General features: G+C 70.8%; 11 protein-coding genes. 3 read left to right on the forward strand and 8 right to left on the reverse strand.

Translation table 11 applies throughout. The features are described from left to right. Positions 1 to 74 precede the first annotated feature (74 nt). On the reverse strand, positions 75 to 716 hold the full coding sequence (gene rsmG, locus OCJ37_RS20385; protein WP_263111494.1) for a 16S rRNA (guanine(527)-N(7))-methyltransferase RsmG: 642 nt from the start codon (positions 714 to 716) through the stop codon (positions 75 to 77). 208 nt (positions 717 to 924) lie between these two features. After that, positions 925 to 1548, reverse strand: a complete 624-nt coding sequence (locus tag OCJ37_RS20390) for a 4'-phosphopantetheinyl transferase family protein (protein WP_263111495.1) — start codon at positions 1546 to 1548, stop codon at positions 925 to 927. Positions 1549 to 1677: 129 nt separating this feature from the next. Between OCJ37_RS20390 and OCJ37_RS20395 the strand changes: the two genes are divergently transcribed. Then, on the forward strand, positions 1678 to 1929 hold the full coding sequence (locus OCJ37_RS20395) for a GlsB/YeaQ/YmgE family stress response membrane protein (RefSeq protein WP_009573531.1): 252 nt from the start codon (positions 1678 to 1680) through the stop codon (positions 1927 to 1929). A 66-nt stretch (positions 1930 to 1995) separates the two neighbouring features. Here OCJ37_RS20395 and OCJ37_RS20400 read toward each other — a convergent pair whose 3' ends face one another. The 6 genes from OCJ37_RS20400 to OCJ37_RS20425 form a co-directional block, all read right to left on the reverse strand. Then, positions 1996 to 2427 carry a GFA family protein gene (locus OCJ37_RS20400; protein WP_263111496.1) on the reverse strand — a complete coding sequence of 144 codons (432 nt, stop codon included), beginning with the start codon at positions 2425 to 2427 and terminating at the stop codon, positions 1996 to 1998. Further along, the gene (xth, locus tag OCJ37_RS20405; RefSeq protein WP_263111497.1) at positions 2424 to 3203 is read right to left on the reverse strand and encodes an exodeoxyribonuclease III; all 780 of its coding nucleotides are present in this window, start codon (positions 3201 to 3203) and stop codon (positions 2424 to 2426) included. Before xth ends, OCJ37_RS20400 begins: the two co-directional genes overlap by 4 nt. A 56-nt stretch (positions 3204 to 3259) precedes the next feature. Further along, entirely contained in the window at positions 3260 to 4696 is a 1437-nt protein-coding gene (locus OCJ37_RS20410) for a coniferyl aldehyde dehydrogenase (protein ID WP_263111498.1), read from the reverse strand. A gap of 331 nt (positions 4697 to 5027) precedes the next feature. Beyond that, positions 5028 to 5738 (reverse strand): pyrimidine 5'-nucleotidase, encoded by a 711-nt coding sequence (gene yjjG / locus OCJ37_RS20415; RefSeq protein ID WP_263111499.1) that lies wholly within the window; start codon positions 5736 to 5738, stop codon positions 5028 to 5030. A gap of 213 nt (positions 5739 to 5951) precedes the next feature. After that, complete coding sequence (locus OCJ37_RS20420; RefSeq protein WP_263111500.1) at positions 5952 to 7610, reverse strand: MFS transporter; 1659 nt, start codon at positions 7608 to 7610, stop codon at positions 5952 to 5954. A 131-nt stretch (positions 7611 to 7741) separates the two neighbouring features. Then, positions 7742 to 9148, reverse strand: coding sequence for a DcaP family trimeric outer membrane transporter (locus tag OCJ37_RS20425; protein ID WP_263111501.1), 1407 nt, complete (start codon positions 9146 to 9148; stop codon positions 7742 to 7744). A 267-nt stretch (positions 9149 to 9415) separates the two neighbouring features. Here OCJ37_RS20425 and acs point away from each other — a divergent pair, with 267 nt between their 5' ends. Beyond that, positions 9416 to 11359: an acetate--CoA ligase gene (acs, locus tag OCJ37_RS20430; RefSeq protein ID WP_263111502.1), complete on the forward strand. Its 1944-nt coding sequence runs from the start codon at positions 9416 to 9418 to the stop codon at positions 11357 to 11359. Positions 11360 to 11504: 145 nt separating this feature from the next. Continuing rightward, on the forward strand, positions 11505 to 12170 hold the full coding sequence (locus OCJ37_RS20435; protein ID WP_263111503.1) for a response regulator transcription factor: 666 nt from the start codon (positions 11505 to 11507) through the stop codon (positions 12168 to 12170). Positions 12171 to 12318: the final 148 nt, after the last annotated feature.

Consider the following 12318-nt stretch of genomic DNA (forward strand, 5'->3'; position numbering starts at 1 on the left):
GACCGGGCATTATGCGGGCACACCCCCCCGGGGCGGAAATCGGCGTCGGCGTCCGGGCCGCCGCCCTCCCCGGCTCAGCCGCGCTCGACCACCACCAGGTGGCGGTCCGCGCCCAGGCCCGGCACCTGCAGCGGGTGCACCGCCTGCGCCACCCAGCCCGGCGGCAACGCGGCGATCTCCTCGTCCGGGCGCACGCCCTTCATCGCCAGCAGCAGCCCGCCCGGGCGCAGCAGGTGGCCGCCGACGGCGACGATGCCGGCCAGCGTGTCCAGCGCGCGCGCGGTCAGGAAATCGTAGGCCCCGGGCTCGTCCACCGCCTCGGCGCGCGATTCGGCCACGCGCGCGTTGTCCAGGCGCAGCTGGCGCACCGCCTCGCGCAGGAACCGCGCCTTCTTGCCGTTGCTCTCGACCAGGGTCACCCGCAGCCGCGGCCGCGCGATCGCCAGCGGGATCCCCGGCAGCCCGGGGCCGGTGCCCAGGTCGGCCAGCGTGCCCGCTTCCACGAACGGCTGCATCGCCAGCGAATCGAGCAGGTGCCGGGTGACCATCTCGTGCGGGTCGCGGACCGCGGTGAGGTTGTAGGTGCGGTTCCAGCGCGCCAGCAACGCCAGGTAGGCCAGCAGTGGCGGCGCCAGCGCGGCGGCGTCCAGGCCTTGCGCGCGCAGGCCCTGGTCGAGCGCGGCGCGGACGGAGTCGGGGAGGGAGGCGTCGTTCATCGCAGGATTATCGCAGGTGCCGCCACTCCGAGCGCCGTGGCTGTGCGCCACGTCTCCACGCGAGAGCGCTGCGTGGCCGCGGCAGGCGCGCCGGCGCTGCCTATGTGGGAACGACGTCGGTCGCGACGGGCATTCCCAGGAGAGCGCGTCGCGACTGAAGTCGCTCCTACAGGAACACCGCACAACGCCTGGTGGCGGCGCGTTGGCGCTACGCCGGCTCCAGCGGGTACCAGGCCAGCGCGGCGCGGTAGGCCGGCGCCGGCACCCATTCGTGCACCTGCCAGCGCGCGGCCGCGCCCAGCGCCGGGTCGCACCAGGCCAGGCGCAGGGCGCCGCCGGCGTCCTCGGCGAACCGCAGCCGGTGCAGCCCGAACGACAGCCCGTGGCCGTGCGCCTTCAGCAGCGCTTCCTTGGCGCACCACAGGCGGAAGAACAGCGCCTCGCGCGCCGGCTCGGCCAGCGCCTGCAAGCGCGCGACCTCGTCGGGATGGAAGAACCGCTGCGCCACCTCCAGCAGCCGCGGCCGCGGGCGTTGGTGCTCGATGTCCACGCCCAGCCGCGCGTGCGCGCCGATCCCCACCAGCAGATAGTCGCCGCTATGGCTCCAGCCGGTGCCGACGTGCGCCAGCGGCGCGTGCAGCCACGGCCGGCCGCGTTCGTCGCGGCGCAGCGGCAGTTGCGCTTCCGGGGTCGCCAGTTCGGCGGCGAGCAGGCGCCGCGCCTGCGCCTCGCCGGGCGTGCGCGGCGGATGCGGGCGCAGCCACAGCGCCACCGGGCCGAAGCGCCAGTCGGGCGGATCCGGCCGCAACGGGGCGTCGGCGGACGTACTCACGCCGCGTCCACGAACCGCAACGCCCGCTGCGCCGCGCGCGCCTCGGTACACGGTCGCTTCACGGCAGCGCTCCTTAAATGGCCCCCGCCACACCGCTCCCGGTGCGGGCAAAACCGAGGAGTCTCATCCATGGGCATCATCATCTGGTTGATCGTCGGCGGCATCGTGGGCTGGCTGGCCAGCATCATCATGCGCCGTGACGCACAGCAGGGCATCATCCTGAATATCGTGGTCGGCATCATCGGCGCGTTGATCGCCGGCTGGTTGTTCGGCGGCGGCATCAACCAGGCGATCACCCTGTGGACGTTCCTGTATTCGTTGATCGGCGCCGTCATCCTGCTGGCCATCGTCAACCTGTTCACCCGCGGCCGCGCGCGCTGAGCGCAGGCGCCACCGCAGGTGTGTGCAAACGCCCGGTCCGCCGGGCGTTTGCGTATGCGGCGGCGCTCACGGGTCGTCGCGGTCGGACGGATGGTGCACGCCGTCGCTGACCGGCACCGCGATGGCCAGCGCATACGGGTCCACCCCTTCCAGGCAGCCGACGTTGTAGCCGTACTCGTTGGGATCGGAGCGGCGCTGGTGGTGCGTGTAGATCCCGCACACGCCGCAGAAATAGTGCTGCGCGGTCCGGGTATGGAAGGTGTACAGGCGCAGCGCCTCCGCGCCCTCGCGCAGGTGCAGCGCGGCCAGCGGCACCGAGGCGACGATCGCGCCGCGGCGGCGGCACAGCGAGCAGTTGCAACGGCGCGGGTCGACGATGCCGTGCGGCAGCTCCAGATCGATCTGCACCGCGCCGCAGTGGCAGCTGAGCCGGTGCAGCGGCGCGATCGCGGTGTCGCCGACCCTGTCCACGCAGCGGCGCAGGTGGCGCTCGTTCATGCCTCGCCCTCCTCCAGTTCGATCCAGGCCGGCGCGTGGTCGCTGGGGCGTTCCCAGCTGCGCGGTTCGCGGTCGATGCCGGCGGCGCGGGTGCGCGCCTTCAGCGCGTCGGAGACCAGGGTCAGGTCGATGCGCAGGCCGAGGTTGCGGCGGAAGCCGGCCTGGCGGTAGTCCCACCAGCTGAAGACGCCGCCGTCTTCGTGGTGCAGGCGGAAGCCGTCGTGCAGGCCCAGCGCCTGCAGCCGGTGCAGCGCGCCGCGCTCGGCGGTGGAGGTGAGGATGTGGTTGTCGCTCCACACCAGCGGGTCGTGCACGTCGCGCGCGTCCGGGGCGATGTTGAAGTCGCCCAGCACCACCATGCGCGGGTGCCGCTGCAGCTCGGCGGCGAGCCAGTCGTGCACCGCGTCGAGCCAGCGCAGCTTGTAGGCGTACTTGTCGGTGCCCACGTCCTGGCCGTTGACCACGTACAGGTTGACGATGCGCAGGTCGCCGACGGTGGCGGCGATGACCCGCTTCTGTTCGTCCTCCAGGCCGGGCACGCCGACCTGCACGTCGCTGGCCGGCGAGCGCGACAGGATCGCCACGCCGTTGTAGGTCTTCTGCCCGGCGAACACGCTGCGGTAGCCGGCTTCGGCCAGCGCCGTATCCGGGAACTTGTGGTCTTCCAGCTTGGTTTCCTGGATGCCGACCACGTCCGGCGCGAAGGCCGCCAGCCACTGTTGCAGGTGCGGCAGGCGCACGTTGAGCGAGTTGACGTTCCACGAGGCGATTTTCATGGCGCGCAGTTTAACCGCTGGCGGCGCGGACGCCGCGTCCCGCGCGCGTGGCGCCCTCAGCGCAGCAGGACGTCGATCATGCGCTGGATGCGCCGGTACGGCGGCTTCAGCAGGTCGCTGCCGGCCCAGCGCGACTGCCACAGGATCGGCAGCGCCTTGCTGAAGGCATCGAAGCCGGCGCGGCCGTGGTAGGCGCCCATGCCGCTGGGGCCGATGCCGCCGAACGGCAGCGCGTTGGCGGCGAAGTGCAGCAGGCTGTCGTTGACGGTGACGCCGCCGGCGACGGTGGCGTGCAGGATCGCGTCGATCTGGGCGCGGTCGTGGCTGAAGGGATACAGCGCCAGCGGCCGGTCGCGGCCGTTGACCAGCGCGATCGCCTCCTCCAGCGTGCGGTAGCTGCGCAGCGGCAGGATCGGGCCGAAGATCTCCTCCTGCATCAGCAGCGCGTCGTCGCCGGGCTGCAGCACCACGGTCGGCACGATCAGGCGTTCGCGCTCGGCGCGTTCGGGCTCGACGCTGGCCAGTTCGACCACCTCCAGGCCGCGCGCGCGCGCATCGTCCAGGTAGCCGCGCAGGCGCCGGTACTGGCCTTCGTTGACGATGCGGGTGTAGTCCTCGGCCACGGCGAAGTCGCCGTAGCGCGCCAGCACCTGCGCGCGCAGCGCCTGCACCAGCGCCGCGCGGCGGCCGGCGTCGATCAGCACGTAGTCCGGGGCGATGCAGGTCTGCCCGGCGTTGAACCACTTGCCGGTGGCCAGGCGCGCGGCGGCCTGCTCGAGCGGGTAGTCGGCGCAGACGATGGCCGGCGACTTGCCGCCCAGCTCCAGGGTCAGCGGGGTCAGGTTCGGCGCGGCGGCGGCCATCACCTTGCGCCCGACCGCGGTGGAGCCGGTGAACACCAGATGGTCCAGCGGCAGCGCGGCGAAGGCGCCGGCCACCTCGGCGCCGCCCAGCGCCAGCGCCACGCGCTGCGGCGGGAACACCTCGGCCAGCAGCGACTGCAGGAAGCGCGCAGTGCGCGGGGTGTGTTCGGAGGGTTTCAGGTAGACGTGGTTGCCGGCGGCGATCGCGGTGGCCAGCGGGATCAGCGCCAGGTTGACCGGGTAGTTCCACGGCGCGATCACTCCGACCACGCCGACCGGCACCGGCCGCACTTCGGCGCGCGCCGGCCACAGCCGCCAGCCGGCGCCGACGCGCTGCGGCCGCATCCAGCGCTTGAGGTGGCGCAGCAGGTGGTCGATCTCGCCGAGCACGGTCATGCCGTCGGCCAGCAGCGATTCGTGGCGCGAGCGATGGCCGAAATCGGCGGCGATGGCGTCGGCCATCTCCGGCAGGCGCCGCTTCAGCGCCGCGCGCAGGCGCAGCAGGTCGTCGCGGCGCTGCGCCCGGTCCGGCTTGGCCGCCTGCCAGGCCGCGCGCAGCCGCTGCAGCGTGGCCGGCAGGTCGGCGAGCGGCGTGTCGGTGGCGCTGGGTGCGGGGTCGGGTGTGGACATGGACGCACTATACGATGCGGGCGCATGGCCCGATGTGGGTACTGCAGGACAGGCGTGGCGCGTCGGCGGCAGGCTAGCCGGGCCGCTTGTGCAGGTGCCGCAGGGTTTGCCGCGTCGCGACTGAAGTCGCTCCTACAAGGGGCGATCGGTGCGCGGCTCTTGTGGAGGGGCGTGGCCCCGACGGCTTCCGGCGTGTGGATGTGTGTCGCTGGCAATCCTGCAGGAGCCTCCCTGCCCTAGCGAACATGACGTGCGCCGAGTTGGTGTGTCGCGGCTGACGCCGCTCCTACAGGAGGCGTTTCGGCGCTGGCACGCGCGGCAACGCGAGCGGTCATGTCTCCCCGAGCAGCAGGACCTGCAGCTGCGCCAGCGTCGCCACTTCGTAGTGCGGCACGATGCCGTCCGGCGCCGGTACACCGTGCGCGTTGACCCAGCAGGTGTGCAGGCCGGCGGCCAGGCCGCCGGCGATGTCGGCGTGCGGGTTGTCGCCGACCATCAGCACCTGCGCGCGCGGCGGATCGCCCAGTTGCGCCAACGCGTGTTCGAAGATGCGCGGATGCGGCTTGGCCACGCCCAGCTGCTCGGAAATGGCGAGGACCTCGAAACGGTCGTGCAGGCCGGTGCGCTGCAGCCGCGCCTGCTGCAGCGCGGTGAAGCCGTTGGTGACCAGGCCCAGCCGCGCATGCCCGCGCAGCGCGTCCAGCAAGGCCACCGCACCGTCCAGCGGCGCGCACAGCTCGGCCATCGCCGCCAGGAACGCGGCGTTCAAGGTCTCCGGCGTGGTCTGCAGCCGCTGCGCCCACGCGTCGAAGCGGCGCTGCTGCAACTGCAGCGCGGTGATCGCGCCGTTCTGGTACTGCACCCACAGCGGCTGGTTGCGCGCGGTGTAGTCGGCGTAGTCCTGCTCGGCGAAGGCCACGCCGTAGCCGGCGAACATGCGCTGCAGGCCGGCATAGGCATCGAAGCGGAACAGCGTGTCGTCGGCGTCGAACAGGATCCAGCGGTAGCGCATGCGGCGGCCCGGAGAGGGATTGGCGCGCATGGTAAACGCTTGCCGGCGTCGGCCGCCCGGCCGCACGCGGCGTGGCGCTGCTGCGGCTGGTCGGTACCACCGCGCCAAGGCAGGTTGTCGCCCGCGTTCGGATCGACGCCACCGGTGCCTTCGATCGCGATGGGCGCGCCTGCCGCAAACGACGACGCCGGCACAGGGCCGGCGTCGCAGTGCCGGGACATCCCGGCGCAAGGGTGCGCTCCGTTACTTGGTGATGTCCACGTCCTTGGTCTCGCGCAGGAAGAACAGGCCGATGACGAAGGTCATCACCGCGATGCCGATCGGGTACCACAGCCCGTAGTACATGTTGCCGGTGGCCGCGACCAGGGCGAAGGAGATGGTCGGCAGGAAGCCGCCGAACCAGCCGTTGCCGATGTGGTACGGCAGCGACATCGAGGTGTAGCGGATGCGGGTCGGGAACAGCTCGACCAGGTAGGCGGCGATCGGGCCGTAGACCATGGTCACGTAGATCACCAGGATCCACAGCAGCAGCAGCGTCATCGGCTTGTTGATGCGCGCCGGGTCGGCCTTCTCCGGGTAGCCGGCGGCGGTCAGCGCGCCCTTCAGCTGCTTGCCGAATGCATCGGACTTGGCCTTGGCTTCGTCCTTGCCGAGTCCGGCGGCCTCGTAGGCCGGCACCTGGGTGCCGCCGATGCTGACCTGCGCCAGCGAACCGGCCGCGGCCGGCTTGATCTCGTAGGGCACGCCGGCCTTGGCCAGCGCCGCGGCGGCGACGTCGCAGGAGTTGGTGAACTTGGCCTTGCCGATCGGATCGAACTGGAAGCTGCAGGTGGCCGGATCGGCGACCACGGTGGCCGGCGCGCTCTGCCGCGCTTCCTCGACCGCCGGATTGGCGAAGTGGGTCAGGCCCTTGAAGATCGGGAAGTAGGTGATCGCCGCCAGCAGGCAGCCGGCGAGGATGATCTTCTTGCGCCCGATCTTGTCCGACAGCCAGCCGAAGATCACGAAGAACGGGGTGGCCAGCGCCAGCGCCGCGGCGATCAGCAGGTTGGCGGTGGTACCGTCGACCTTCAGCGTCTGGGTCAGGAAGAACAGCGAGTAGAACTGGCCGCCGTACCAGACCACGGCCTGGCCGGCGGTAGCGCCGAGCAGCACCAGCAGCATCAGCTTGAAGTTGCCGTCCTTGAGGCTGTCGCGGAACGGCTTCTTGGAGCCCTTGCCTTCGGACTTCATCTGCTGGAACAGCGGCGACTCGCTCAGCTGCATGCGGATCCACACCGAGATGCCGAGCAGCACGATCGAGACCATGAACGGAATGCGCCAGCCCCAGTCCTCGAACACCTCGGTGCCCAGGGTCATGCGCGTGCCCAGGATCACCAGCAGCGACAGGAACAGGCCCAGCGTGGCGGTGGTCTGGATGAAGCTGGTGTACAGGCCGCGCTTGCCCGGCGGCGCGTGCTCGGCGACGTAGGTCGCCGCGCCGCCGTATTCGCCGCCCAGCGCCAGGCCCTGCACCAGCCGCAGCACGATCAGGATGATCGGTGCGGCCATGCCGATGCTGGCGTAGTTGGGCAGGATGCCGACGATGAAGGTGGACAGGCCCATCAGCACGATGGTGACCAGGAAGGTGTACTTGCGGCCGATGCGGTCGCCCAGGCTGCCGAAGAACGCCGCGCCGAACGGACGCACCGCGAAACCGGCGGCGAAGGCCAGCAGCGCGAAGATGAAGCCGGTGGTCTCGTTGACCCCGCTGAAGAACTGCTTGGCGATGATCGCGGCGAGCGAACCGTACAGGTAGAAGTCGTACCACTCGAACACGGTGCCCAGGCTGGAGGCGAAGATCACCTTCTTGTGGCCTTGGGTCAGGGTCTTGCCCGACGGGTTGATGGCGGTGCTGGACATAGGAAGCTTCCCCTCCGAAGCGGGTGGTGTGGCGGTGGTGAACGTGGGCGGGTGGCGCGGTCCGTCGCGTGTGCGTGGCAAGCCCGCGGCGGGCGCGGCGCGCCCTCCCGGGCGCCGCGCCGGCCGCGGCCTCAGAAGCTGTACTTGGTGGTGAACTGCAGGCGGGTGATGTCGCCCTTGGCGCCGCTTTCGATCTCGCGCTTGCCGTACATCAGCTCGGCGCCGACGTCGACCTTGGGCATCGGCGTATAGAAGATGTTGCCGCGGATGCTCTGCACGCTCTTGGTCACGCCCAGCCCGGTCAGCGCGGTGTCGTTGTCGTAGTCGCTGCGCGCGTAGATCAGGTTGGTGCGCAGCTTGGGCGAGAACGCATGGCGCCAGCCGATGTAGCCGGCGACCACGCCAACCGTGTCCAGGTCGCGGTCGGCCGCGTCGTAGACCGCGTTCTGGGCGATGCCCAGGCCGATGTAGCGGCCGATGCCCTCGCCGCCGCTGAGCTGGTAGAACAGGCTGTCGCTGTCCCCGGCCACCCACTTGCCGCCCAGGGTCAGGCCGCCGGAGACCTTGCTGGCGTCGGCGCCGGTGGCGCGGTTGTCCACCTTCTGCTGGCCGAGCAGGCCGCCGATGCCGAAGCTGCCCCAGTCGCCCTTCCAGCCGTAGCGCACGGTCAGGTCCGGCAGCGAGCCGCGGTCGGAACTGACGCTGGTGACCACGCCGATGGCGCTGCGGTTGTAGACGGTGGTTTCCGGGTTCTCCAGGGCCACGCTGAAGCCGCCGTTGGTGTAGCGCAGCTGCGCCTGGCGCACGAAGATCACGCCGTCGGTGGGGCCGATGAAGTCGGCCGCTTCCGGCAGCGCCGCCGGATCCATGAAGTTGGACCAGGTCTGGCCGGCCAGCCAGTGGTTCCAGTACATGTAGGCGTGGCGCAGGGTGGCGCCATAGGTGTTGGTGGCGGTCTGGGTGCCCAGGGAATTGCCGAAGAAGTCCAGTTCCACCAGCGCGCCGGCCTTGTTGCCGGCGTCGGTGACGCTGTCCACGCCGAAGTTGATGCGCGAGAACTTGGCGTGCGCGTTGTAGTCGGTACCGGACTTGGCGCCGCCCACCGGGGTCTGCCCGGGCAGGTACAGCGCGCGGCCGGTGGCGTCGTCGGCCAGCTGGCCGTCGCCGGTGCGGGTGGCCAGGAAATCGGCCTTGATGAAGCCGCCGACCTTGAACGTGGTGCCGGGCGCGGCGCCGGGGGTGATCGTGGTCACCTGGATCGGCGCCTTGCCGGCCGGCAGCGCCGGTTGCGCGGCCTGGCTGGACTTGACCGCGGCCACCTCGGTCTGGGTCTGCGCGATCTGGCCCTGCTGCTGTTGCTGCGAGGACAGCAGCAGCTGCACCTGCCGCTCCAGCTCGGCCACGCGGGCCTCCAGCGCCTGCTCGCGCGCCGACGGGGTCTTGCCGCTCTGGGCGAAGGCCGCGCCGGGGGCGACCAGGGCCACGAACAGCGCGGCGGCCAACGGGCGCCGTGCCAAGGATGCGATGCGGTTGCTCATTACTCCCTCCCGAATAATGGATGTCCACCGCGCGCAGGCACGGCCGAGGCCCAGGGTGCGCGCCGCCGCGGGCCGCGCCTATTGGCCATTAGTCGAACGCTGGGGCTGTCCTCCACTCCCGAGCGCGGCGCGCTCGGGAGTGGAGGGCAGGCCCTAGGGTTACGACCATCGTCTAAAGCCCGGTGGGTGCGCGCTTAACGGCGGATGCGGCACACTGCGCGATGACGCGCCGCCGCATGCGGCGCCCCGTTCATTGCAGAGGGAACCATGGCCGATCTCTATCCCGTCGATCCGCAGTTCGCCGCCCAGGCACGGATCGACAAGACCCAGTACCAGACCCTGTACCGGCAATCGGTCGAACAGCCGGACGCGTTCTGGGGCCAGGCCGCCGAGCGCCTGGACTGGTTCAAGAAGCCGACCCGGATCAAGGACGTGAACTTCGCCCTGGACGATTTCCACATCCGCTGGTTCGACGACGGCGAGCTCAACGCCAGCGTCAACTGCCTGGACCGCCAGCTGGCCACCCGCGGCGACAAGACCGCGCTGCTGTTCGAGCCGGACAGCCCGGATGCGCCGTCCTACCCCGTCAGCTACCGCGAGCTGTACGAGCGCGTGTGCCGGCTCGGCAACGCGCTGCGCAACCTGGGGGTCAAGAAGGGCGACCGCGTCACCATCTACCTGCCGATGATCCCCGACGCGGCGGTGGCGATGCTGGCCTGCGCGCGCATCGGCGCGATCCACTCGGTGGTGTTCGGCGGCTTCGCGCCCAACTCGATCGCCGACCGGGTGATCGACTGCGGCAGCAAACTGATCATCACCGCCGACGAGGGCCTGCGCGGCGGCAAGAAGATCCCGCTCAAGGCCAACGTCGATGCGGCGCTGAAACTGCCCGGCACCACCACCGTGGAGACCGTGCTGGTGGTGCGCCACACCGGTGGCGCGGTGGACATGCAGGCCCCGCGCGACCGCTGGTTCCACGACGTGGTCGACAGCCAGCCGGCCGAGTGCGAGCCCGAGCGCATGAACGCCGAGGACCCGCTGTTCATCCTCTACACCTCCGGCTCCACCGGCAAGCCCAAGGGCGTGCTGCACACCACCGCCGGCTACCTGCTGTACGCGGCCTACACCCACGAGGCCGTGTTCGACCTGCGCGAGGACGACATCTACTGGTGCACCGCCGACGTCGGCTGGGTCACCGGCCACAGCTACATCGTCTACGGGCCGCTGGCCAACGGCGCCACCGCGCTGATGTTCGAGGGCGTGCCGAACTACCCGAACGTGTCGCGCTTCTGGGAGGTCATCGACAAGCACCAGGTGACGATCTTCTACACCGCCCCGACCGCGATCCGCGCACTGATGCGCGAGGGCGAGGCGCCGGTCAAGCGCACCTCGCGCGCCAGCTTGCGCCTGCTCGGCAGCGTCGGCGAGCCGATCAATCCCGAGGCCTGGCGCTGGTACTACGACGTGGTCGGCGACGGCCGCTGCCCGATCGTGGACACGTGGTGGCAGACCGAGACCGGCGGCATCCTGATCACCCCGCTGGCCGGCGCGATCGACCTCAAGCCCGGCTCGGCGACGCTGCCGTTCTTCGGCGTGCAGCCGGCCCTGGTCAACGCCGACGGCGAGATCCTGGAAGGCGCCACCGAGGGCAACCTGGTGCTGCGCGACTCCTGGCCGGGGCAGATGCGCACCGTCTACGGCGACCACCAGCGCTTCATCGACACCTATTTCCGCACCTATCCGGGCAGCTACTTCACCGGCGACGGCTGCCGCCGCGACGAGGACGGCTACTACTGGATCACTGGCCGCGTGGACGACGTGATCAACGTGTCGGGCCACCGCATCGGCACCGCCGAGGTGGAGAGCGCGCTGGTCTCGCACCCGAAGGTGGCCGAGGCCGCGGTGGTCGGCTTCCCGCACGACATCAAGGGCCAGGGCATCTACGCCTACGTGACCCTGGTGGCCGAGGAAGCCCCCAGCGAGGAACTGCACAAGGAGCTGGTGGCCTGGGTGCGCAAGGAGATCGGCCCGATCGCCGCGCCCGACCACCTGCAGTGGGCGCCGGGCCTGCCCAAGACCCGCTCGGGCAAGATCATGCGCCGCATCCTGCGCAAGATCGCCGAGAACGCCCCGGACCAGCTCGGCGACACCTCGACCCTGGCCGATCCGTCGGTGGTCGATTCGCTGGTGAACGAGAGGCTGACGCGCTGACGCGCGTGCAGCCGGGATTGGGGAGTCGGGATTGGGGATTCGCCAAAGCGGTCCCCTGCCCCCGCCCACGCTCCTGACGACGTCACGCTCCGCTGTTGCTTTGCTTCACGAATCCCCAATCCCCTATCCCGAATCCCGGCCCCCCATGCCCACCCTGCTGATCGCCGACGACCATCCCCTGTTCCGCGAGGCGCTGCGCGGGGCGGTGCAGCGGGTGATGCCGGGGGTGCAGCTGTACGAGGCCGACAGCGTCGAGGCGTTGTACGCGCTGGCCGACCACCACGCCGATGCCGACCTGCTGCTGATGGATCTCAACATGCCCGGCGCGCAGGGGTTCAGCGCGTTGGTGCACATGCGCGCGCTGCATCCGCAGCTGCCGGTGGTGGTGGTGTCCGCGCGCGAGGAGCCGACGGTGATGCGGCGCGCGCTGGACCACGGCGCGTTCGGCTTCATTCCCAAGTCGGCCGATTCGGACACCATCGGCCTGGCCCTGGGCACGGTGCTGGACGGCGAACGCTGGGCGCCGCCGGAAGCGCACACCGTGCCGCCCACCGACCGCGCCGAACGCGAGGTCGGCCAGCGCCTGCGCGAACTGACCCCGCAGCAGTTCCGCGTGCTGCAGATGCTCGGCGCCGGCCGCCTCAACAAGCAGATCGCCTACGACCTGGGCGTGTCCGAGGCCACGATCAAGGCGCACGTCACCGCGATCCTGCGCAAGCTCGGCGTCACCAACCGCACCCAGGCGGTGCTGATGGCCGGCAAGCTGGCCATCGACAGCGACGGCATCGTGCTGCCGTTGGAAGAGGACTGAGGGCATACGTTTCGGCAACGGTGCAGATGCGCCGCTTCGCGCGGCACGCGCGGCGTTGCGCGGGACCGGCCTGGCGGCCTGATCGCTTCGCGATGGGACGCGCAGCCGCGGCGACGGTCGGCGAGCATCGGGAACGGGAGCGGCCAGG

Source organism: Xanthomonas sp. AM6 (assembly GCF_025665335.1).
Lineage (GTDB): Bacteria > Pseudomonadota > Gammaproteobacteria > Xanthomonadales > Xanthomonadaceae > Xanthomonas_A.